Below are 24830 nucleotides of genomic sequence, written 5' to 3'. Positions count from 1 at the left end.
TCTAGGTTCCTGAAAAATCGAGTGATTGTAAATGATCGGCAAGACGGAGCGACAGGGCCACAATGGTCAGTGTGGGATTGGCCTGACTGGATGTGGGGAATACACCCGAACCCGCCAGATAAAGATTGGCAACCCCATGCACGCGACAGTCAGAATTGGTAACACTTGTACGGGGTGAATGACCCATTCTCACCGTGCCGATATGGTGTCCGCCATAAGCCCCATAACGGGTCATTTCCTTTTCCACGCTATGGGGATCATAATCGAAAGACCCTACACCGGAATCCGCCATATCCTGCTGCAGCAGTGCTAGAGAGCGTTTGACGGTATGCACATCCTGACTCACATAACGCCAGTCTATTTCTATCTTCTGCATGCCAAGCGGGTCTCTGTCATGCGCGAGCCCTACCCGACTCATGGGGTCTGGTGTCTGCTCCGCATGGAAGTCCAGACTGTAAAGGCCTGTGCGTGATTTTATGACAACGGATGGAAATTTACGTGCGGCCAGTTTTCTGTCCCGCAGCATATGCCACGCAAAACCCATGATGTCAGGCGCACCAAGGGCAACATTTTTAAGGTGGTGGCACCAGTCACGCCAGCTTACCGGATCTTCCTCAAACAGTCTTTTAGCATATTCGTAAGAAATAAACGGCTTTGCGCAATAAAGAGCCGAGAGAATACCATTGCCGTGGCTAGGGTCGGTAATACGGGGGTGGTGCAAGCGGGCAACGAAACTGCCGAGTTGTTCGCGTTTCTGAACCTCTGGCCTGAGTGCAAGACGCCTGCGGCAATAAATGCCCTCATCGGAAATATCATACCCATTCCAGACCGATGCGGGCGGAATGGAAAAATGGATACCGCCCATCGTCCCGGCGATGTGGCACATGTAGTATCGTCCGACGACATCATGCTGGTTACCAATACCCTGCGCATGCACATCCCGGTTGGCCAGCAGCAGGCGAACCGTTTCCAACCCGCCCGCACACAGCACAAAACAGGTAGCCCTGACGGAGAAACCATTGCCTGACAGGGTTTTGGCTTCCAGTTCCGTTACCCTGTTGCCATCTGGTGAAAGAGCGATGCGGGTCAGATTGGCATGCAGCAGGATCTGGATATTGGGTGCGGAGAGTTTGTCATGGTAGCGGATGTGGAAATCAGTCGGACAACTGAACCGCTCCATTGTGTCCGTTGTAAAATGGCGCTGATCAAATCCGGGAATCATCGGCTTTAATGGCCGGGTAAAAGCGGTCTCGCTGCGATAATCAAAAACACCCGCCTCGCACAAGCAGTTCGCCTGTGGGTAATACCGGGCAATTTCGTCATAACCTATCGGCCAGCCACTATGGGGCACATAGGATCTGGCTTCAAAATCCAGAGGGTCATACGGCACACACCGCCCCCCCCAGATGGTGGTGGTGCCGCCAAAACGCCTCTGCCTATAACTCTCGGTGGGACTGTGCAAAGCCGGGTTGACCACATACCCTTCATACAAAGCCTGTGTCGCGGCCTCTTCCTTTTCTCCCCCCGATTCCAGCAGAAGAACCTTATAACCAGACTGCGACAGACCCAGCGCCAGACTGATGCCCGCTGCACCAGCACCGACTATACAAAAGTCAGCCTGAAGCACCGTGGCGTCCGGCAGCGTTCTGGCATCTGAAATCATAGCTTACCGTTCTTTTCTCTTGGCAATAGACTGCTAAAACTGACCGACTGTTCCGTATATTTATTAACAAAATATCTCATAACATCCCGACCAGAACTGTTTTTCCAAAAAATGCAGCTATACTAGGGTCGACTTACAGGCCAAGAAAGGCAAACGGTTGAGTGTCCTTGAACTGATCATTGGCCATACCGGCATAGACATGCGTCTGGTTCGGCCCGAGTTCGAGTTTTTTGACCCGTCCGGTTTTTTCAGAAAAATCCAGCGCTTTCAGGTCTACCCAGAAAACATTGGGTGTTACCGCTGATTCAAAGAAATAGAGCATGCGCTTCTGGTCTGCGACCGTGCGCCAGCGTGTGGAGGAAATATTGGGCTCATTGGGCGTGCTGATGCCATACGGCACGGACACATTGCGGATCACGCTGAAAACACTGGCGATGGCCTCTACCGGTGATTCGCTTTTGGGGATGGCATTCACGTAAAACGCGGCGCGCGCGAAGCGGTCAGATGCCCGGTTGGTGCCCGGCAGCATAACCGTGCCACCAATCTGGCTCCAGTATTCATAAAGCGCCAGCTGCTTGTCGAAGCTCGGGGAATTGGTCATGACCTGATAGGCAGGACTATGGTGGATAACCTGCTTGCCATCGATATATTCAATAATGGCACTATCGCCCGAGGCATCAGAAAGCGAAAGATGTAGGGCTGCCAGACGATTTTCGCCGGGAACCTGAGCGGTTACAATGGTAAATGGTTCTTTTTCCAGAACCTTGACCGCTTCACTCACCGTAGCAAAGTTATCAAGCACATATTGCGCCCATGCCGCGAGCGACAGGCCGGGCGTCTTGCCATCGTAATGGGGGTAAGACGATTCAGCCAGCCACAACACATTGGCCACAAGCCCAGCCTCGTTCATACCATCGGTGGTGGATACATCATAGCCCGAAGCAATCACACTGCCGTATTTCGAAACCCATTCGACCGAATGCGGCCCAGCGGCGCCCGAACGCTTCATGCCGCGGGGGAACAGCCAGAGATTGGTGCCGACATCGCTTTTCCAGTCCATGGACCGCGCGGTAATCACCTCGTCATGGGCACCATGATAAACAAAGCGCGTGCAGGCATCCGCAACCCCGGAATACTCTAGGCCAAACGGCATAGTCATGGCGACGCACGCCATCATGAGCGAACGCATTCTGAATTTCATGCCAGCTTCCCTTTCATAGCCGCGCCGGGCGCTACTGCGCGCCGGTCGGCCCACCCCCTCTGGCATACCGATACCGGAAGCCGGGCCTGTGTCATGTTGTCACAGATTACCCTGCCACAACAACGGACAATCACACACAGGGGGGAAGCAATACCCGGCATACTCCGTGCGCAGGCCATAAACGCCCTGAGGGCTCGCCCCACGCCCCAGAAGCAAAGCACACACATACGTGAACAGGCAGACGAAGCCGAACGCCCGCCAGCAACCTGCCCCGGCAGATCACACCAGACCACCGGGGTTAAATGCAGCGGGCCGCTTTATCAGAAATTGGTGGTGAACTGTCCGCCAATCACTGCGGCATCGCCAAAGGTCGTGGTTGCACCGGGGCGCTGCAGATACTGGAAATCGGCCTGCAAGGTGGTCGCGCGCAGGAGGTGGAAGCTGTAAAATGCCTCATAGACATTTTCCCAGTTCTGCACGCCCCAGACCTGCCCCCACTGGTTGGACAGGAACGGCACCCCCAGTGCCTGCGATGATTCCTGCTGCATGGTAACCGTCCGGCTCATATCCATATGCTGGAACATGATGCCGATCTGGTCACTACTACGCCGCCAGGCCTCCCCGGTTTCCACCAGACCGATCCATTCATGGTCACGCATGGCTACGACATTCCCCTGAGAATACGCGGCCCCACCCAGCGCAATCAGACCATCGGCCAGGCCCGAGCCATTGCGGATGAGCATCTGGTCGAACATGAGCCATGCACTCCACATACCCGAGCGGTAACGCCGGGGCAGACCCGTTTCCTGAAAGGAGTTACCGTTGATATCCGCATAAAGGTCCGGGTAGCGGGAGTTATCGTACCACATGCCGATCTTGTAATTGCCTCGCAGTCGGTCATGGCCGAAGGAAGGCATCCAGCCGATTTCCACCTGCGATGACAGCTTACCAAGCCCGCTCTGCGCCATGGACCAGCCCGAAATACCACCATTATAATCATGCGGCGATACGACAAAAACACCGCCCATGATATAGGTCTGCTCCGTCGGGCGCAGGCGCAGCACGCCACCGATATTGCCAGATGGCCAGTCCTTGCCACCCGGCACATATTTACCCGGCGCAAAGTTACTGCATATGGAAACATTCATGAACGAACAGGCAATATAATCGAACCCGAAAAAACTGCCTGTCGGGATATAGCCCAGAGAAAGAATCACCCTGTCATCCAGAAACGCCTTTTCAGCGTACATCGAGACAAGATGCGCCACGACATTGCCGCGTGCGCCATAGATTTCTTCAGGGTTTGTGACAGAATCCCCCAGCGTATGGCTGAAACTGCGCCCATGACCGTTAATAACGATCATATGGGTCCACAGCCCTTTCACACCGGCCAGTTGCTGCCAGTCGATATCCAGCGCTGCCGCAACCTGCCCTGCCAGCACATTGTCACGCGTACGCCCCCCTGTGACATTGGCCATATATTCTTCGTTAAGCGCGACATTGACGTAAAAACCATGCTTGATCAGCCATGGTTGCAGGCCGCCCCAGTCTCCAAACAGATGCGGGTTGCCATTCAGTGTCGGCACGATCGGCCCTACCGCAAAGTTTCCTATCCCCTCCATGGCGAAGGCGCGCGATTTATAGGACGATGGTTCCGCCGCGAACTGGGATGTCTCGCTCTGCGCACTGGCTTTATGGGCCAGGAGGACAAAACCCGTAAGCATGCAAAGAAAAACGCCGATAAATCTGTTCAGGAAAGTCTGACGTCCGCTTTTCATGCAGGGTCCTTTGTCTTTATCTGAGGGCAATAGCTGAAACGGGCGGCCCTGCGCCTGAGTGGGCAGCGCACCGCAAAACCGCGTTCAGAAGATGAAGGAAAACATGCGCACAACACCCATCCGCAAAGACAGGAGCCGGGCGGCATGGTCAGGCCCACGCCGGAACGGCTGGCCGTTGTGTTCAGAAGCGCTCAAGAGAGTCAGAAAGATGCTGTGAATTTACGCACAGCAAGCTGCAGGTGGAAAACCGGGCCAACAGAACCTGCCGCCTCTTTTCCCCTGACTGTCACCGAACTGCTGCGTAACATTTTACGTAATAACACAAAATCTCTCTTGATAGGATGGTGGAGGCACTGAACAGTGCGCAGGAAATAACCACATCAAAAGAATACATGAAAACAGATAAAGTCACAACCTCAACAAAAAAGACATTCACTGTGACATAAAAGACGCCATCATTTTAGAAGCCAGTGGAGGATCGAACAGTAATCCTCCCATCGTTAATGATTGATGGAAAAATAGAGAATTTTATAACCACCACACAAACCTATACTACCTATGAAGTATTTATTCTTCAATAAGCACAACATATTGATTTACATGCAATACTTTCTGCCGGTTTTCCCGCAAAATCAGACCGCCAGTACCATTGGAAGCACATCAGAAACCAGACGGCACGACAATTCTGCTTCCGCATGGTTCGAAAGTGCCTGTCTGCGCATCATCAGTAGCGGCAGCATGATTGCCCCCATAACCATCATCAGGGTCAGTTCCGGTGACCCGTTATGGCGCAGCAGGCCATCGGCTTCCGCCTCGCGCAGCAGTGGTAGCATCGCATCCTGATAGGGCTCCCAGATTGTGTGCAGGATATAATCCTGCCGCTCACCGGACAGGCTCAATTCATCGGACAGAAACTTTGAAAGCTCGGGAATATCGCAATTGGCCGTAATAAAATGCGTCAGCCCTTCACGCACACGCTCTCTGGTGGAGCCGGATGCCCCGTGCAGCGCCTCGATAGAACGCCGCGCCGCCGCCAGACGCTGCGCCATTTCGTCCACCAAAGCTTTCCACAGTGCAAATTTTGAGCCGAACTGGTGCGAAATAAGCGCAGGATCAACGCCTGCGGCTTCTGCAATCTCCCGCAGGCTGGTGCCTTCGTAGCCCTTGCGTGAAAAACCGTGCAAAGCCGCGCCAAGAATGGCCTCACGGGCCGCTGGGGTGCCTTTGGCAGGCCGTCCACGACGGCGCACGCCAGATGAGGGCGCGTTATGTTGAACCGGCACGTAACAGCCCTCCCGTTCCGTTCAGAACGCCCAGCCTAGCACCACCATCGGGCACTTTCCATGCAACCGCGCCAAACGCTTCAAACGTTTTCATGCCCCCGCGCATGCCACAATTCCAGTAGCCGGGCACGCAGCGCCGGACGACTGGCATACAGATAAAGCCCCTTTGTAGGACGCGTCATCAGAACATTAATGGCGTTAAGCATGATCTGCTCGCACAGAGCTGAAGGATCACCAATACCGGTTTTGCCAGCAAAGGCGGCACGATCTTCGTAGCGTGAGGCATCAAGGGTAATACGGTCCGTTGTCGCATCATAATCGACACTCGGCCCAAGTATGACCCCTACATAATTAAGGTCAAATCCCTGCACGGTATAAACCGACCCCACCTCATCAATCGTATCGGCCCGCTCCGCCCATGGCAGCGGGGCTTCAGGCAGGGAGCGGTCCCAGCGCAGGTGAAAGCGCCCTTCGGTAATAAAATGATCCTGCCCGTCCAACACATAGGGGTAATCATAGGTCGCCAGCATTCGGCACAGCCCAACCTCACTCTCATGCTGACGGATGGCTTCGTATAAAGTCTGGGCATCGTCAAACACACGAAAATCGAAGGATTGCAGCGCTGGCAGTGGTAGAAGCCTACGCTGGCAAAAGGCCTCGATCCAGCGCGGCACGTCCGCATGGGCGCGTATACGAAACTGCGTGGTCAGCCGCTGCACGACAACAGGCCTGTCACCCAACAGGTGATGCAGCGTATCCTCGCTCCAGAAACTTTTGAACTTCAACACCTGCCGGGGATCGAACACCATAACGACAACCCGGCTGGCATGCAGGATTTCCTCAAGCTGGTTGTCCTGCAAAAAGCGGTTATAGGCATCCCTGCGGCTGAGCAGGAGATGGGCCTCATCAATAAAAACGATGTCGGTTTCATGTCCCGTCCTGCGTGACTGATTAATGAAGGTGGTTGGCCGTTCATAATCACGCTTGCGCAGGCCCGGCACATGTTCGGCAATCCGCCGATAGAGCTTGATCATTTCAGGATGGTTGACAAGAAAACGCAGGCTGCACCCGGCCAGAGCATCGCTACTCTTTTTCTCCACCCTTTGTCGCAACCGTGCAAAGGCGGCATTCATGACAATGCTCTTGCCCGTGCCGGCATCGCCCTGCAACACAAGAACAGCACCCTTGCCACGCGCATGATCCTGACAAAAAGCCATGATCGTGCCGACCAGTTTTTCCTGCTCTTCTGTCAGCATACGGTCGGGGGAAAGTTTAAGCTCGGCGCGGTTGTCTGAAACGGACATGGACAAAAACTGTTTGCTCCAGCGTTAGTTCGAGGCTCTTGCCACCCGCGCCACTCAGCGCCACATTTATTCAACGGTCAAAGATTTTATTCCCGCACAACCCCAATGCGTAAGGAGAGCCCGCATGTATGAAGACATTCCGGCATGAGCCTGCAAGAACCAGATACTGCACCGGGTGATGATGGTTTCGTGCATGTACGCGGCGCACGCGAACATAATCTGCGCGATGTGGATATAGACATCCCGCGCGACCGGCTGGTGGTTTTTACGGGGGTCTCGGGTTCAGGCAAGTCCTCCCTAGCATTCGGCACACTCTATGCCGAAGCCCAGCGGCGCTATCTTGAATCCGTTTCTCCTTACGCCCGGCGGCTTTTTCAGCAGATGCCGGTTCCAGAGGTTGACCGGATCGAGGGCCTGCCCCCTGCCATAGCGCTCCAGCAGCAGCGCGGTGGCGGCTCCGAGCGCTCGACGGTTGGCTCCATTACCACGCTCTCCAACCATCTGCGGATGCTCTATTCACGCGCAGGCACCTACCCGCCAGGAGCACCCCGGCTAGAGGCAGAGGCCTTCTCGCCCAACACCCCCATGGGCGCCTGCCCACGCTGCCACGGACTCGGCCGTATTCATGACGTAACAGAACGCACTCTTGTCCCCGATGACACACTCAGCATCCGCGAACGCGCCGTGGCCGCATGGCCCACCGCGTGGCAGGGACAGAACCTACGCGACATCCTCATTACCAAAGGGGTGGATGTTGACACCCCATGGCGCGACCTGCCCGCCAAAACCCGAAACTGGATTCTCTTTACCGACGAAACCCCGACTTACCCGGTCTATCCCGGGCTAACACACGAGCAGGTGGTGCGGGCCATAGCCCGTAGGATGGAACCCTCCTATCAAGGCACGTTCACCGGTGCCCGGCGCTACGTGCTCCAGACCTTTGCCAATTCGCAAAGTGCGCGCATGCGCCAACGGGCTGAACAGTTCATGCTATCGAGCGACTGCCCGCAATGCCTCGGCCAGCGCCTGAATACCGATGCGCTGGCTGTCACCTTTGCGGGGCGCAATATTGCGCAAATGACCGCACTCCCGCTCGAAACCGTAGCCGAAACCCTGAGGCACGGCACGCAGAGCGAGGCTCAGGATGCCGTTGCCATTGCTGCCCGGCGCATTGCCGAAGACATGGCCGCACGCATTGACGTGCTACTCGGCCTTGGGCTGGGTTATCTCCAGATGTCGCGCAGTGTGCAGACACTCTCGCCCGGTGAATATCAACGGCTACGACTTGGCACGCAAATCCGCTCGAACCTGTTTGGCGTTGTCTATGTGCTGGATGAACCCTCCGCCGGGCTGCACCCAGCGGATACAAACGCCCTGCTGGCAGCCTTGCAGAACCTGCGCGATGCCGGAAACTCGCTTTTTCTTGTCGAGCATAATCTGGATCTGATTCGTCAGGCACAATGGGTTGTCGATGTCGGACCGGGAGCAGGCACACATGGTGGCACCATTCTGTATTCCGGCCCACTTGAGGGGCTGAAAACCACCCCCTATTCGCGCACGCGCGACTATGTTTTCGCCACCAATGCGCGGGCCAGCCACACACCGCGCACACCCGGCGGGTGGCTTACACTGGAAGGCGTTGAATGGAACAATCTGCACGGGCTGAACATCGCCTTTCCGCTTGGGGTGCTAAGCGCTGTCACGGGTGTTTCCGGGTCCGGCAAGTCCTCTCTGGTCAGCCAGGTGCTGACACGGCTTGTCACTCAGGCCGTTGGCCAGAAAAACCCGGAAGATGAAAACGATACCGACACCCCAGACATGCCCACAGGCGAACCGCAGGGGCGGATTACAGGCGGGCTTGAAGGCATCAAACGGGTGGCCGTCATAGACCAGAAGCCCATAGGCCGCACGCCACGCTCCAACCTGGCCACCTATACCGGCCTGTTCGATACGGTGCGCAAACTCTTTGCCTCAACGGATCTGGCGCGCGAACGACATTACGATGCAGGGCATTTTTCTTTCAATGTCGCAAAAGGGCGTTGCCCCACCTGCGAAGGTGAAGGATCGACCATGGTGGAACTGCTGTTCCTACCCAGTGTCTATGCTCCCTGCCCTACCTGCCATGGCGCGCGCTACAAAGCCGAAATTCTTGAGGTGCATTATCGCGGCCGATCCATCGCGGATGTGCTGGCCATGAACGTGGAAGAAGCGGCCACATTCTTTGCGAATGAAGCAGGGCCAGCGCAGTCGCTCTCCACCCTTCTGCGCGGCGGACTTGGCCACCTACGGCTGGGCCAGCCCGCCACCGAACTTTCAGGCGGCGAGGCGCAGCGGATCAAACTGGCCACGGAACTGCAGAAACAGCGCCGGGGCCATACGCTGTATATCCTTGATGAACCCACAACGGGCCTGCACCCTTCCGATGCCGACCGACTGATGGAGCATCTGCAGGAACTCGTGGAGGCAGGGAATACCGTCATCGTTGCTGAGCACGACATGCGCCTTGTAGCGCGGGCCGACTGGGTAATCGACCTTGGCCCCGGCGCTGGCGACAAGGGCGGGCGCGTGGTGGCTCAGGGCACACCGGCCACCATAGCCAGATCAACCGATAGCGTTACCGCGCCATTTCTGGCCCGCTATGTCAGCGATACAACGAAGCCTCCGGCTGCCAGCCCGTAAGGAGATGGCGGCCGATTTCCTCATGTTTCCAGTCAACCGGATCATGCAGCGACAGCGTGCGCGCATCCCGCCAGTAGCGATCAAAGCCAACGGCACGGCTGGTTGCGCGCGCGCCCATGGCCGCCATGATATCGGACGAGGCGCGCAGGCTCGCTTTACTGACAAGAGACCGGGCCGCATAGACAGCCATGGCCACTTCCGCCCGTGACAGAGCCCCCGATTCCCGCAAATCGAGCCTATGAGCCGCATCACGCACCAGAGCCAGCGCCCCGGCGAGTTCCGCACCAATCTCGCCAAACAGGCGACGTGCCATCGGATCATCACTTGCATGCTCCCCCTGCACGGAAATCCACGGGCGGGCGTCCTCGCGCACAAAATCCGCAGCATGACGCAAGGCCGCGACACCAATCCCAACAAGAATAACGGAAAACCCATTCTGATAACGCAGGGATGCCCAGTCAGGTGGTGACTGCCCCTCTTTGGGCACGACCAGTCCGGGAATGGTTTTTACGTCATCAAGCAGAACGGTGCCTGAATCCGTGGCCCTCTGCCCCATGCCGTCCCAGTCATCCAGCACACTCAAGCCCGCAGCATCACGGGGCACCAAGTCAAACCGCATGCCATGGCAAACCGCATCATAGGAGGTAATGGCAATCAGGTCCGCCCCCATGGCGCCCGTAGCATAAATCTTGCGCCCACTCAGGCTATGCCCACCCTGATCGGGCGTTGCGATAACATGCCCGAACTGATCAGCCCGCGCCCCCGGTTCCGCAATCGCCTGCCCGATAATGATCTGCCGCGTGGCGATGTCCTGCCCCAGTCGTAGGCAGGTCTCTTCATCCGCGAAAGCAAAAATCTCGCGCACCAGATCATCATGAACCTTGTAAATCTGGGCAACAGACGGATCAGCCATAGCCAGACGGAACAGGACTTCCTGAGACTGGGCCTGTGTGAGCCCCCAACCACCATAAGCCTCAGGCATGGCGGCTGCCATGACACCACACGCTTTCAACGTAGCGATAGCCGCCACCGGGTAGCGCCCCTGCGCATCCGCCGCTGATGCAACGGGGGCAATCACATGATCGATCACCTCATATAATGGATCGATACGCGAGCGCAGGGACTCAGGCCAGACATAAGCCGGAACAAGCGCGCCCAAAACGGAAGTATCCATGTCTCCGTCCTTAATAGCAGGGAATGGAGTCCTTATATTCATCATATGTTGATTTTATGAAAGCCCCATGCTTAAAGAAAACTCCACCATCACAACAGCGAACCGGGATGATTGTACGCAATTTCGCATTCTACGCCGACATGCCCGACGACATGCGCTATCTGCGCAAAGCCGACAGTCAGCCAATCTGGATTGAGCAGGATATGGTGTTCCTGTTGCCTCCACGGCTCAAAGATTTCCGAAAAAATCTCTTTCACGTCAGGCGAGCTGAAAGAACAGAGAGCGCTCTATACGCGCCACTTTTTCAAGTAAAATGCGCTGTAGCAGGAAAAGAAGACACCACAGGCTTTCAAGGACCGTATGACGTCTTTCCTTTTTACGAAAAAGTCTTTCGGCGCCGCCGCCAATACCGGGATTACTACGTTCTGTTTCTTTTTCGACACAAAAAAGATTATCAGAAATATCTCCGCCTTTGTTAAAAAATGGAATAACACTTTCAGAATATTATATTTTTATATCGTAATGGGTTGCAGCACCAACCCTCTCCCCTGCCATTCTGCTGGGCATTATTGATGGAGGCACAAGAACCAGTTCATTATGTCACTATCGCATCAATTTGATACCAACCATGACAGATTATCCGACCAAGCATAATATATCTGGATTCAGCACCAAATATGAGCTTTTTATAGACGTTAATATTCTCAGTGCTAAAGTGCCCTGAGATTTTTTATATTAACTGATAGAGTCCATGCGTGAATAAAATTCAAAGAATAAGAGCCGCTGCTGAATCCCGAATAATTGCCCTTGAAGGATTTCTAGGAATACGGGTTCCACAGAAAAAATCACTGCAAGTTCTGGCCCGTCAATCAAGCGATATGCCATCGAGGGAAGCTTATACGCACTTTTTATCCTTAATCGAGAACAGGCCTTTAAAAAACATCCCCATTCTCATTCCTGATGATATGTATAAAGCCTTCTCATTCATCAGGAAGCAGATTGGCAGCCCGGTTTTATTACGCCTCTCTGACTGCGGCGACACAGCAAAGACACCGAAGATATTTCTACTCCGGAAAGATTTTCTCTTCAGAGCACAATCACTTCTCAAAAATATCCATACAAAGTTTTACAAACACTACGAAAACTCCGTATGGCTACTGCTCTCAGATGGAACACTCCCTGATGGTGAGCCATATTCAATGGAAGCACTTGAGCTTGCTTGCTCCAATGCTTCTAAAAATACTGTTTCTGGCTTTGGAAATACCATTTTTTCTGTACGAACAGGAACCAATGATTATCAGATCGTCAATGAGGTAGCGCTTTGTTACCTGCCTGACGTCAGACAATGGCTTTTCTCCCAGGATCTTAATACCCACTTACGAATTATAGATCTGGGTGGTCATATTGGTTCATTTTCCCTTCAAGTGAACGCACTGCTTGCCGGGCGATGCGATATTCATATTTATGAACCTGAACCATCAAATTTTGAGCAGATAAAAATCAACATTGCCAATAATCACACGGACAACATCAAACCGTTTAATCGGGCGGTTTCATCAGTGCCGGGGCAGAACAAGCTTTACTTCAATCCGGAGCATAGCGGCGCGCATCAACTTGGCTCAGCACTCAGCTATAAAACCCAAGCTATTCCGGTAGATGTAATAACCCTTGAAACCGTTTTTCAAGAATTAGATAATATGCCGATCGATATTCTCAAAATAGATATCGAGGGATCAGAATATAACGCCTTATTCCCCGTGCCAAATCTGGTCAAGCAATGCAGGCTCATTATCGGTGAAGCACAGAAAAACAAGGATCATGTTCCGCAGGACATAATCAATTTCCTTCAGAATCTTGATTTTAAAGTGACTTTTTCAGGAGACCCTCAGAACTGCATAACATTTAGTGCAATACGCAAACAAGCCACCTGAACAGCTTGAAGTATTTTGAAATCATTGTGATATTCGGGCTTGTCACCAGCCCGAATATATTTACCAATCGTTTTTAAATATCACGACAAAATAAATAAAAATCTTAATTTTTCTGATAACGCAACTCCATATGTCCTGCGATCTCAAAATGGTCGTATCCTGTGTGGAAAATTCCCGCTTTCACCGCAGCCGCCACATCGGGGTTAACAGCCAGATAGGCTTCTTCGTTAAAGTTATCAGCGGTTACCCGACGAACCAGAGGAAAAAATGACGGCCTATACGGCGCACGCTTTACCGCCGGAAAATTCATGGTTTGTGCCAGAGAATAAAGCCGGAAATCGTGCCCATGATGCTCGGCAAGAAAATCGCGGATCTGTGGGGCGTCAAGCAAGCTTGTATCGAGCGTGCTCTCGTTTCGATTATTATGAATACGAACGGCATCAGCAGGCAGTTTAAGAAATCCCCACGCCTTATAAATGTTTTTCAGTGTATGTTCTGTAGAGATACATGTGTACGCAGAAAGACGTTTAACTCTCTCTGCATCAGACAGGCTGGCATAATCCGCACCCAGCACATAGCGGCTTTGAATATTCAAAAACCAGTCACTCTGGCGGCGCAACAACTCAATAATTGCATCGACTGAACCAAAATCAGTTGTTGCAACGTCTTTGTCTATTTCCGCTTCCACATCATCAAAAGGCTGCTCTCCGTTTTCCTGATGATACCGCGAAAAACTATGTTTCAGATGCGAAACAATCTGTTTAAAAGGATCCCGCAAGGTGGTGAAAAACTCCACCTGACGCTCAAGAGGCTGAAGATATTCAAGGTAAATATCGTGCGTTACGTGGCCAGAGAGCCAATCGACCTCAGCCGCACGGGCCAAAAAATCAGGAGCGTGCAATTCCCCCTGATATAATGCCTGCCCCCGCACGGATGTATCATATAATACATCGCGAACAGTAGTCCCCGCCGTTTTGGGAATATGTACAAAAATGATGAGCGGAAGTGTATCCTGCGTTGCCTGACTCTCCAACAAACACTCACTCACCGACATTGCATTTCCCCTTCGGCTCGACCGAAACCCGTTGATAGACAAAGTTAAGGCTAGAATTTTTTCAGAAAGAGCCTCCACAAGAGCAACCCAGACATTGAAAGACGCAGCCGAGGTTCCCGGGCTTAAAGTCTTTACAAGCACCATTGCGATCACTCCCCGTTACTTGCGGGCTACCCCGGTTATAACGATGACTTCACTTCTGATTTTTTCTTAGCAGTATCCTCAACCTCATCCACACCGTGTTCAGCAGCACTTCAGATCAGTTTTTATTCACACTGCGATATAAAATATTTTTTATCCTTTGTCATCAGGTTAATCACCCCTTAACCCATTCATGAACGGGCGATCTGTTTTTTCGGGATAAATGCGTGGAGCAATATTTTGGCGGAATACACCGTTTTACGCGTGGTGAGCCTGACTTACCCTAGACTCAGCCTGCAATAACAAGCCTGCCATGCTTTTTGTGAACGGCAACATCCAGCTTCTGCTGGCTCCCGGCAAACGGCTTATGCACGCATCGGCTCGTTGTTACCCCGCACTATCGGGCTACATTCTCTAAAGAGGCTGCATACATGAATCGTGGCGGTCAGATCAAATATTATTCAAGCTTACCCAAAAAAGCCCCATACCACGCAAAAGCCTCGCCGAACCCTGATGCTATTTGAATAATGTTCACGAAAATATCGTGACACTATTGCCATGGCAGAGACAATATTGAGCTGATCCGCTTTCTATGAAGGTTTAGCTTTTAGCAATAGCGCGGCAAAGCCGACAAAAATCATGCCAGTAATCCGGTTGAATACCCGCTTTACTGATGGGCGTGACAAATAACGCGACAGCGAATGACCTCCGGCCGCATAAATCATATACCAGAAGCACTCTACAGCCGCGAAACTGGCGACAAGAACCACAAACTGCGGCACCTGTGCTGCGGCAGGGTTAATAAATTGCGGCAGAAAGGCCGCCGCAAACAGCAGCAACTTGGGATTACTAATGCCGATCATAAAACCGCCCCTGAACAGGGCAGGCGCCGACAGCGCAACCGGCAGCCCATTGCTACCAACATCGAGAGGTGTCACGTCACTACGCCACGCTTTGATGCCAAGATAGAGAAGATACGCCACACCGGCATAACGCAGTATGGCGAAAGCCCCCGGTAGCGCCAGTAAAAGCGTGCTTAACCCTGCGGCCGAAGCAATCAGAACCGTTATCAGCGCGGACAGGCACCCAGCCATTGCGGCAATGCTCCGCTTCATCCCCATATCGACGCTGCGTGATAGAATATGCAGCATATTAGGCCCCGGAGTGCCCGAAAGCAGGAATACAGACCCCACGAAGAGCCACCACGTATGAAGTGTCACGATGCTATCCCCCACATCATCAAGAACCGCATTACCCAAATGCGAAGATCCGTCATGCCCGCCAGAAAGCATGAAATAACATTCACACCATCACTCTGCCAGACCAACAGAAACCGCTTTCATAAATGGGCAAGCCTTATCGGGCAGATAGCTCTGGTTCTGGCAGTGTCTGGGGAAGGCGGCATGTCATCAGAAAGAGGACAGCATGGAAAATAAAAAGGAAAATAAACACCTTAGCGAATACTGGCATAAGCGGATTAGCAACGCTGGCGACTGACTGTTGCCACCCGAGGAAGGTGCCACAAAGCGTTGAAAGCACTGGCCCACCAATTCTCTGCACGATGTTCAGCGTTGTTGTGGCCATGGGAATATCTGCCTTCGTAACAGATGCGTAGCTTGCACTCATGACTGGAATACCAATCGCGCCAGTCCCGGCTCCACGCAGGAACAGGGCAACCGCCAGAAGGCTCATAGTGAGCCCTTTGCAGGCAAGAAAAGCCAGCAAGAGAGTGCCTGCGCCAGCGCAGAACGCGCCACACATGGTGAGTTTACGAATACCCAAATGCTCTGTCAGATAGCCTACCAAGGGGTAGGTGCACATCATACCCAGCCCCAGCGGCAGCATGATCAGGCCGGTTCGGTCTGGTGCAATGCCACAGGCCTGCATAAGCCAGACCGGCAATAACATCTGCCCAGCGAAGGAAACACCATTGATCAAAAACATGATTGTTGCGGACGTCGAAAAAACCGGCATCTGAAACAATCGTAGATCAATTAAAGCGCGATCCCCTTTTTTCCTTGCCAGACAATAATACAGCACAAACAGTACAAACGCTGCACACAACAAAACAAGTCCCACCGTCTGGTGCGCATGGTCAATACCGTAAAGAAACCCCGCCAGCGCCGGTGCCAGCAATGCCAACCCCGCGAGATCGAGCGGACGGGGGCGTTCGATATGACGCTCATCGGGTAAAAACACAGCCGCCAGCACCAAAGCCAATAGCCCGACAGGTATATTGAGAAGGAAGATCCAGCGCCATGATGCCACAGACAGGATTTGCCCTGCGATAACCGGCCCGAGAAGGGGCGCCAACAGAATAGGCACCACGATAGCACTGGCTACTCTGGACAAATGCCGCCCCGCGGCACGGGCAACCATCATTTGCGCCATCGGGGCCATAAGACCGCCCGCCATACCCTGCAGCAGACGAAAAATGATCAAAGAAGAAACCGACCAGGCCAACGCGCAAAGACCGGATGCCAGAACAAAAGCGCCAAAGCACCACAGATATACCGCCTTGGCCCCAATACGGCCAACCAGCCATCCGTTCAGGGGCAATGTCAGGGCTAGTGCTAAAAGATAACCACTGACCACCCACTGCACGGTTGAAAAAGAAGCATTAAGGGTCGTGGCAATATCTGGCAGGGATACATTGACGACTGTGGCATCCAGTTGCGCCATGAAAGACCCGATTGCCGCCACACAGACAACTCTCCATATGCCTTCTGGCAGTTTTACAGAATCCCGCGAAGATGACACCACTTCATACTTTCACTAATTGTGCCTTCGGAATTTCAGCTTTCCAGTGTGATTGAAGCACTTGCGGCAACACGACCCAGACGTGGAAAAATATGCTCACACGCAAAGAGGTGCATCTCCTGCGAGAAGGTCGCCATCACGTCTTCTGCCACAACGACATTATATCCATGCTCATGGGCGGCACGGGCCGTTGATTCCACGCCCAGATTTGTTGCGATCCCACCCAGAACAATGGTTGTAATGCCACGGCGGCGGAGCTGCAGGTCCAGATCTGTTCCATAAAATGCGCCCCATTGCCGCTTGGTAATGCGCAGGTCTTCCGACTGAGCAAGGCCGTCAACCAGTTCAGACCAATCCGGCGCAAAACCTCCTGGTGGCGAAAATGAGCAATCGACACGTGTGTGCAGTGCATCAGAAAAATCAGGCGCGAATGCAACATTGACTAAAATAACAGGCGCTTTAGCCACCCTGAAGCGAGCCGCAAGCCCCTTCGCACGCTCCACAACCGTTGCCCCTGATACTGGGGCCACGGGCAGAGCCGTGATACCTTTCTGCAAATCGATCAACACCAGCGCGGTCTGAGTTGCGGGTAATGAAATCATGGTAAGATCCCCCCTCTTGATATGCGCCAGCTTCTCGGATCATTGTCCGGCTGGCACACCACGGATAAAGTTGAGCATGCACTCACATAAAGGCATTAGTTGAGTATGGACTCAAATTCGTCAAGCAAAAAACGCGCCCCCGTGCAGCCAAGCCGCGCTGCGGGGCGCCAGAGAGTGTCAGACATACTGGCTGCTGCGTCAGAACTGATGGCAGAGCGAGGCTATGAGGCGACAACCATGGCGGAAATCGCTTTACGTGCAGGTGCTAAAATAGGCTCTCTCTACCGCTTTTTCCCCAACAAGGAAGCGGTAGCAGACGCATTGCTGCAACAGAATATTGCCGTTTTGAATGATGAATACTCAGCACTGGCACAAAAAGCCTCCCAACTGTCGCTAGAAGACCTTGCAGATTTGCTGATTGATTTTTTGACGGTGCATTATCCCCGGGTCAAATCGCTCTCTGCCTTGATGGAGGCCCGCACGGACAGACTGGAAATTCGTAGCCGTTCCCGGCAGCAGGCTTTAAACGGCATTGCAACAGCGCTGACAATTGCAGCACCCAGACTGGATAACGACACCGCAAAAGATATTGCCGCAGTGACACTGAACCTGATGAAAGTCATGCGGGCCATGACCACGAAAGACGCCCCCACGACTGCGGGCGCGCCCGCAGAACTGCGCCGCATGAACCGTCTTTATCTTCTGGACAGGTTAACACCTTACCAGAAATAAGTTGCCCCTCATCTAAGCCCGCCAGCGATCAGGCCTGCACGAGCACTCCCCACCCCATCATCACACACCAGACCACAGCTTGTATCAAAGCGCCTTCACGCGTGACTGGAGGCCTTGGCATGCTGCTTGCAGGCCTCGACATACGCGCTCGATACATGAGCGAATTTGCAAGCCTGCCATATATGGTAGTCTTGAACCAACCGCCCCGAGATCCAGCTACCCTGCTCCGTTTTTCCAAAATTATTGGCCATTTCAACTTTTTTCAAAAGCCTAGCCACGTTACCACGGGAGACACCATAACGCTGCGCCATGGCATTTGCGCTATCAAAGCCGACCTCTATCCGCTCATCCCCCCCTGCAGGTGACGCGGTGACAGACCGTGTCATTTCATTCAGAATGGAAATACCAACCGTTGTATTGACAAGCGGTTCTATAGACTGAGGCGGCGCACTCAGAAATGTATCCTCCAGCATAAGCTGCGCAAAAACCGGATGCATATGGTTCAGGATTGCCGGTGTCTCGCGCACGACCTCGCTCCGGCCCGCCCCATCAATCTGATCAAGAGCGCCGAGATTGACGCTGAGATAGACATGGAACATCTGCTCGGAAAAGGCACTCATCTGGTAGGCCCGCACGCGGCCATCGTGATTGGGGATGGCCTCTATATAACCAAAATTCTGAATTTCCTTGAGGTAGTTTGTAACCGTATTCGTGCTGACCATGCTGCTATCTTTGAGCAGATGGCACAGGTTGGTTGCTGTCAGGGGCGGGGCTGATGGATCAACCCGCCGCCGAAAATGAAGTAGCAGGGCGGCATGCGTCAGCATCCATCGGCGCACATCAGCCACGTATCTTACTTCGCGCGGCATCTGCTTGTGAATATCCAACAAGGCCTGATTACAATAAGCCAGACATGTCAAAAACTGAGGCAGCGTGGAAAGGGCCTCAGCCTCATAAATCGGTGTATCGCCAGCCATACTTATCTTTACGCCTTAGTCCCTTTAGCAACACCACAGGCCGCGTAACCGGCCCCCTCACTTCACAAGTGTAACATTTTTGGGGACATTGCAAAACCGGCCTTGCTACGGGGTAAAAAAATGATCAATAATGGATATGTATTTTTCAAATCTCAAAAACAGAACGCGCTGAAAAAACAACACAGCAAAACAAGAAACAAAAAATAATTTAATATGTGTTTTCTTCGATATATACGGTTTTTTAAAGAGAAAATAATCATAGTAAGTTCATTATTGTTCCAATAACCAGAATCTCCACTTCACTGCTAAAAAATTTTTCTTGAATCCTCACTCCCTCCCACACCGCATATTTGTCGACATGGGGTCGATTTATCTGCCCTCCATCCCGCCCACACAGAATTGATTGCTGAGCTATGACCCTGACGACCCGCATGCTTCTCCTTGGCGTGACCGCCCTCACCCCCGGTTTTGCCTGGGCGCAGGCCCTGCCCACGGGGGGCACGTACGTAGCGGGGTCTGGCACGATCAGCACCACGGGGGCCACCACCACCATCGACCAGTCCTCCGCGCGCGGGGTTATCAACTGGCAGGGTTTCTCCATCGGCGCGGGCGGTTCGGTCCAGTTCAACAATGGCAGTGGCGCGACCCTCAACCGGGTGACGGGCGATCAGCTTTCTTCCCTTCAGGGGCATCTGGGGGCTACCGGCACGGTGTTCCTCATCAACCCCAATGGGGTGGTGATCGGCCCCGGCGGCACGGTGGTCACAGGTGGCAGCTTTGTCGCCTCCACGCGTGATACGCCCAATAGTGCCTTCATGAAGGGGGGCAATGTCACCCTGTCCGGCACGTCTGCTGGCACCGTGACCAATGCGGGCAAAATCACCAGCACCAACGGTAATGTGGTGCTGGTCGGCGCGGCTGTCAGCAACAGTGGTGAAATCAGTGCCGCTGGCGGCACAGCGGCTCTGGTGGCGGGCAATCAGGTGGTGCTGAGCGAGGCCGATGGCCCGGCAGGCATCTATGTGGTGGCCGACAGCAAGGCCAAGGGCAACGTCACCAATACCGGGCGGATTAAGGCCGCCGCCGCCACGCTGGCCTCGGCCGGGGGGAATGTTTACGCACTGGCAGGCAACCGCGAGGGGCTGGTGCAGGCCACCGGCACCACAACGGTAAACGGACAGGTCTGGCTGAGCGCGCCCCACGGCACCGTAACTGTGGAAAGCACCACGCTGAGTGCTACCAATGCCGATGGCTCCGGCGGTGTCATCCGCGCGAATGGCGCGGCCGTAAGCCTTGGCGGCAAGGCCGTGCTGAATGCCTCGGCCTCCAAAGCTGGGCGCAAGGGCGGGCAGATCCTTGTTGGCACTGACAGCATTGGCGGCACCAATCTGGCGCGCAGCACCACCGTGGCCTCGGGGGCGACCCTGAAAGCCACCGGTAAGGGCAAGGGGGCTGGCGGCACAATCGAGACCTCGGCCCATACGCTGGCCATGGGGGCCGCCACCATCAGCGCCGGTCTGGGTGGAAGCTGGCTGCTTGACCCTGATGACCTGACAATCGATAGTGCCGCAGCCTCCACCGTCAACGCAGCACTGAACAGCGGCACCAATGTAACCGAGCAGACATCGGCCACCACCGGATCGGGCCGCGGGGACATTCTGCTCAACGCCGCCCTAAGCTGGAACAGCACCGCCAGCCTGATCCTGTCCGCCTATCACTCCATCACTCTCAATGCCGATATTACCGTGAGTGGCGCGGGCACGCTGACCCTGACCACAAACAACAACATCGGTGGCACCAGCACCGGGCACGGAACGGTGAACTTTGGCAGTTCCACCATCCAGTTCACCAGTTCTTCCCTGACCGCCGCCAATACCGCCAGCAGCAGCCCACTGACCATCGATGGCCATGGCTACACCCTGATTACCACTGCCAACGAATTACAGAACGCTGTTGGCACGTCCGGCTACTACGCTCTGGCCAAACCGCTCGACATGAGCAGCATCAGTAACTTCACGCCTCTGGCGCAAAGCGGCTTTAGCGGCACCTTCAACGGGTTGGGTAATACCATCTCAAACCTCACCATCAACGATAGTGTGGATTTGCGTGTGGGGCTGTTCAGCTCCCTCGTAACTTCTGGCACCATCAGTCATGTGGGCCTGATTGGTGGAACTGTTACTGACAATTTCAATAACGAGTTTGGCTCCGTCGGCGAACTGGTAGGGTTTAACGGCGGCGGAACGATCTCCTATGCATACGCCACAGGGAACGTCAGCGGCTCGAATCCCGCTGCCTATATCGGTGGACTGGTGGGGTTGAATTACGCAACAATCACTAACTCATACGCGACAGGGAACGTCAGCAGCTCAGGAGTCTACCTCCCCACCTCGTACTACACCTATGCAGGCGGGCTTGTAGGCTATAACGGTGGTGGTGGAACAATCACCAACGCATACGCGACAGGCAATGTCGCCAACACAAACAGCGGTCTCCTCTACGCAGTCGGGGGACTTGCAGGCAATAATATTAATAGCGCCACAATATCCAATACATACAGTACCGGAAAAGTCAGCAGCACAAGCGCTATTCACGCTATAGGCGGACTGGTGGGAACGAACTCCTCGTCCATAGAAAACAGCTATTGGGATACCACCACCAGCGGACAAAGCTACGGCGGCAGCGATTCTGTCACTGGACTAACCACGACTCAACTGGCAGCCGAGCTCCCTAGCAGGTTTGACACGACCATATGGGGCAACCTGAACAACCAGACCACGCCTTACCTGTTGGGCGTTTCCGCCAACCAGCAGGTTCTGTCCGGGAGCAATACGGTATTTGGCACCAACGCAGGCATGCCCGTTACAGTCATTCTAAACGCCGCGGGTCTGTCAGCCATCAACAGCAATCTGGCAGGTAATTATGGATTAGCCGCCGATCTTGATGCCAGCGGCTTGGGCAATACCAGCCCGATTGGGGAAAATACGCCCTTTACCGGCACCTTCTATGGTGCTGGCCATACCATTGCCAACCTGACCATAGCTGATGCCACAGACCAATATGTCGGTCTGTTCGGACAATTGGGGGCTGGCGCAAAAATAGAAGACATCGGCCTGATCCAGGAAGTGATCAGCAGCACTTACGCAAATGGCGCCTCCGTCGGTGGGCTGGTCGGCTACAATAGTGGCGGCACGCTCTTGACTGTTTACACGACCGGCACAGTGTCAGGCCCTCAGTCTGCCACCTCTACAACCAGCGTGGGTGGGCTAGTGGGACAGAATGGCGATGTAGGGGCCAGCGGTAACACCATTACCAGTTCCTATTCCACTGCCGCCGTATCGGGCGGTGATACGACATATATAGGCGGGCTGGTCGGCTGGAACTCTGGCACGATCACATCCTCCTTTGCTTCAGGAGATGTGAGCAGCAACAATACCGGCAATACCTATAATTTTATCGGCGGTCTGGCAGGGTGGAACGCTTCAGGCACAATTAAAACATCATATGCCACAGGCAATGTTTCAGGCGGCAATCTGGCGGGCGGACTGGTTGGCCAGAATCATTATGGCCATATTGAAGAAACATACGCGACCGGAAACGTCACGGGTAATAGCACAACCACCAATAGCGGTGGGCTTGTCGGTCATGATGATGTTAATGATCCGTCCCAACTGATCCTTGACAGTTATTCCACCGGCTCTGTCAATTCGCGCACAGGAATGGTTGGGGGTCTTATCGGTGGCCTCAATAACGAAGCTTCTTCTACTTATGCAGACAGCCAATATTTCAGTCATGATTATTTTGACACAACAACAACCGGGCAAAGCGGCAATGCTGGCCTAAACTTAGGCAATGGCGTTACCGGCCTAACCACAACGCAATGGTTGCAGGGTTCAACAAGCCGTTTCAGCAATTCGGCTGACTGGGTAGCGGGATCGCCTTACCCCCTACTGGCTGCGCTGCCATATGTTATTATTACCGCTTCAGGAACCCAGATCTATGGCCAGAGCACGCCGACCATTACCATCACTTCCATTCTCGATCAGTCGGGTAACAATGCGACAAGCCTAACCGACACTCGTTCGCTGACATGGCTCTACCCCGGCGTGAATTCGAACAGCAATGTCAACAGTTCCGCCGAGCTGATCGGGCATGGAGCAACCGCGACAGGCTATCAGGTCACCTATGCTGGCACTGACACAGTAACACCCGCAGCCCTGACCATTACCGCTCTCAACCAGACAGGCACCTATGGGCAGACACCAGTGCTCAATAATACCGCCTTCAGAACCAGCGGTCTGGTCAATGGGGATACCGTTTCCAATGTCAGCCTCTCTACCAACGCCACCAACCAGAGCGGTGTCGGCTCCTATGCCATTACAGCCAACAACGCCAGTGGCACAGGGTTGAGCAACTACACCATTACCTACACAGCAGGTGCCTACACCATCACGCCTGCGGCCCTGACCATCACCGCTCTCAACCAGACAGCCACCTATGGGCAAAACCCCACGCTGAACACTGCTGATGTCAAAGCCACTGGCCTGCTCAATGGCGATACGCTTTCCAGCGCGACCCTTACCACCAGCGCCACCAGCCAGAGCGGTGTCGGCTCCTATACTATCACAGCCAGTAACGCCAGTGGCACAGGACTGAGCAACTACACCATTAACTATGTAACAGGTGCCTACAGCATTACCCCCGCCGCCCTGACCATTACCGCTCTCAACCAGACCAGTACCTATGGGCAGACACCCGTGCTCGATAATACCGCCTTCAAAACCAGCGGTCTGGTCAATGGGAATACCGTTTCAAGTATCAGTCTCTCTAGCAACACCACCAGCCAGAGTGGTGTCGGCGCCTATACCATTACAGCCAACAACGCTAGTGGCACAGGGCTGGGCAATTACACCATTACCTACACGACAGGCACCTACAGTATTACTCCAGCAGCCCTGACCATTACCGCTCTCAACCAGACTGGCACCTATGGGCAGACACCCGTGCTCGATAATACCGCCTTCAGAACCAGCGGCCTGGTCAATGGGGATACCGTCTCCAGTGTGAGCCTTTCTACCACCGCAGACAGCCACAGTGGCGGGGGATCCTACGCTATTACAATCAGCGACGTTCGCGGCACGGGGCTGAACAATTACGCAATCACCTATCAGAATGGCAACTATAACATCACCCAGATCACGACCATTCCCGTCTTCTGGCCCATGGCAATGTTGAGTGGTCATAACCCCGCAGCATCAGGCCCAGCCAACCCTACAACAGCAGGAGCGGGGAACTCACCTGATCTGACACTGGTCAATACCTATAAGCCCCTGACCCTGCCTGATGGCACGGCCGCTGCTACCCAGCCGAACACCTACCAGATCGTACTGCCTGCCACCTCTTACACCAACCGCCTGAAAGACACGTTCTGATGCGTCGCGTTCTTTTTGCTGGCTGCGCGTTCGCTGCCGTTGCCTGTGCCTTCTCGCCCCGCATGGCCCATGCGCAGGCCTATAGCCGCCTTGCCCCACGCCAGCCCGCACCGGCCCCGGCC

The 24830-nt window shown here is 54.1% G+C and carries 16 protein-coding genes; 5 read left to right on the top strand and 11 right to left on the bottom strand.

What is annotated here, in order from left to right; translation table 11 throughout:
- Position 1 precedes the first annotated feature (1 nt).
- The 5 genes from ABF757_RS04650 to ABF757_RS04630 all read right to left on the bottom strand — a co-directional run bounded on the left by ABF757_RS04650 (position 2) and on the right by ABF757_RS04630 (position 7229).
- Positions 2–1663, bottom strand: coding sequence for an FAD-dependent oxidoreductase (locus ABF757_RS04650; RefSeq protein WP_415481137.1), 1662 nt, complete (start codon positions 1661–1663; stop codon positions 2–4).
- Positions 1664–1796: 133 nt separating this feature from the next.
- Positions 1797–2864 carry a linear amide C-N hydrolase gene (locus ABF757_RS04645; protein WP_415481136.1) on the bottom strand — a complete coding sequence of 356 codons (1068 nt, stop codon included), beginning with the start codon at positions 2862–2864 and terminating at the stop codon, positions 1797–1799.
- A 320-nt stretch (positions 2865–3184) separates the two neighbouring features.
- Entirely contained in the window at positions 3185–4588 is a 1404-nt protein-coding gene (locus ABF757_RS04640; RefSeq protein ID WP_415481183.1) for a carbohydrate porin, read from the bottom strand.
- A 686-nt stretch (positions 4589–5274) separates the two neighbouring features.
- A complete protein-coding gene (locus ABF757_RS04635; protein WP_415481135.1) occupies positions 5275–5925 on the bottom strand; it encodes a TetR/AcrR family transcriptional regulator in 651 nt (216 codons plus the stop codon).
- Between the two features lie 80 nt (positions 5926–6005).
- Entirely contained in the window at positions 6006–7229 is a 1224-nt protein-coding gene (locus tag ABF757_RS04630; protein WP_415481134.1) for a DUF2075 domain-containing protein, read from the bottom strand.
- Between the two features lie 144 nt (positions 7230–7373).
- Between ABF757_RS04630 and ABF757_RS04625 the strand changes: the two genes are divergently transcribed.
- Positions 7374–9908: an excinuclease ABC subunit UvrA gene (locus ABF757_RS04625; RefSeq protein ID WP_415481133.1), complete on the top strand. Its 2535-nt coding sequence runs from the start codon at positions 7374–7376 to the stop codon at positions 9906–9908.
- Here ABF757_RS04625 and ABF757_RS04620 read toward each other — a convergent pair.
- Entirely contained in the window at positions 9871–11082 is a 1212-nt protein-coding gene (locus ABF757_RS04620) for an acyl-CoA dehydrogenase family protein (protein ID WP_415481132.1), read from the bottom strand. The genes ABF757_RS04625 and ABF757_RS04620 overlap by 38 nt on opposite strands.
- Positions 11083–11189: 107 nt before the next feature.
- On the opposite strand from ABF757_RS04620, the gene ABF757_RS04615 reads away from it, so the two are divergent.
- Entirely contained in the window at positions 11190–11561 is a 372-nt protein-coding gene (locus ABF757_RS04615) for a hypothetical protein (protein ID WP_415481131.1), read from the top strand.
- Between the two features lie 276 nt (positions 11562–11837).
- Positions 11838–13013: an FkbM family methyltransferase gene (locus ABF757_RS04610; protein ID WP_415481130.1), complete on the top strand. Its 1176-nt coding sequence runs from the start codon at positions 11838–11840 to the stop codon at positions 13011–13013.
- 103 nt (positions 13014–13116) lie between these two features.
- Here ABF757_RS04610 and ABF757_RS04605 read toward each other — a convergent pair whose 3' ends face one another.
- The 4 genes from ABF757_RS04605 to ABF757_RS04590 all read right to left on the bottom strand — a co-directional run bounded on the left by ABF757_RS04605 (position 13117) and on the right by ABF757_RS04590 (position 17570).
- Positions 13117–14211 carry a hypothetical protein gene (locus tag ABF757_RS04605; protein WP_415481129.1) on the bottom strand — a complete coding sequence of 365 codons (1095 nt, stop codon included), beginning with the start codon at positions 14209–14211 and terminating at the stop codon, positions 13117–13119.
- Positions 14212–14798: 587 nt separating this feature from the next.
- Positions 14799–15428, bottom strand: a complete 630-nt coding sequence (locus tag ABF757_RS04600) for a LysE family translocator (RefSeq protein WP_415481182.1) — start codon at positions 15426–15428, stop codon at positions 14799–14801.
- 136 nt (positions 15429–15564) lie between these two features.
- Positions 15565–16911, bottom strand: coding sequence for a DHA2 family efflux MFS transporter permease subunit (locus ABF757_RS04595; protein WP_415481128.1), 1347 nt, complete (start codon positions 16909–16911; stop codon positions 15565–15567).
- 92 nt (positions 16912–17003) lie between these two features.
- Entirely contained in the window at positions 17004–17570 is a 567-nt protein-coding gene (locus ABF757_RS04590; protein WP_415481127.1) for a hydrolase, read from the bottom strand.
- A 105-nt stretch (positions 17571–17675) separates the two neighbouring features.
- Here ABF757_RS04590 and ABF757_RS04585 point away from each other — a divergent pair, with 105 nt between their 5' ends.
- The gene (locus tag ABF757_RS04585) at positions 17676–18302 is read left to right on the top strand and encodes a TetR/AcrR family transcriptional regulator (RefSeq protein WP_415481126.1); all 627 of its coding nucleotides are present in this window, start codon (positions 17676–17678) and stop codon (positions 18300–18302) included.
- A 95-nt stretch (positions 18303–18397) separates the two neighbouring features.
- Here the strand turns inward: ABF757_RS04585 and ABF757_RS04580 are convergent, their stop codons facing one another.
- A complete protein-coding gene (locus ABF757_RS04580; RefSeq protein ID WP_415481125.1) occupies positions 18398–19279 on the bottom strand; it encodes a hypothetical protein in 882 nt (293 codons plus the stop codon).
- Between the two features lie 413 nt (positions 19280–19692).
- On the opposite strand from ABF757_RS04580, the gene ABF757_RS04575 reads away from it, so the two are divergent.
- The gene (locus ABF757_RS04575; RefSeq protein ID WP_415481124.1) at positions 19693–24708 is read left to right on the top strand and encodes a beta strand repeat-containing protein; all 5016 of its coding nucleotides are present in this window, start codon (positions 19693–19695) and stop codon (positions 24706–24708) included.
- Positions 24709–24830 lie beyond the last annotated feature (122 nt).

The organism is Acetobacter papayae (genome assembly GCF_047721125.1).
Taxonomy (GTDB): Bacteria; Pseudomonadota; Alphaproteobacteria; order Acetobacterales; family Acetobacteraceae; genus Acetobacter; species Acetobacter papayae.
This window is presented reverse-complemented; position numbering and strand designations above follow the sequence as displayed.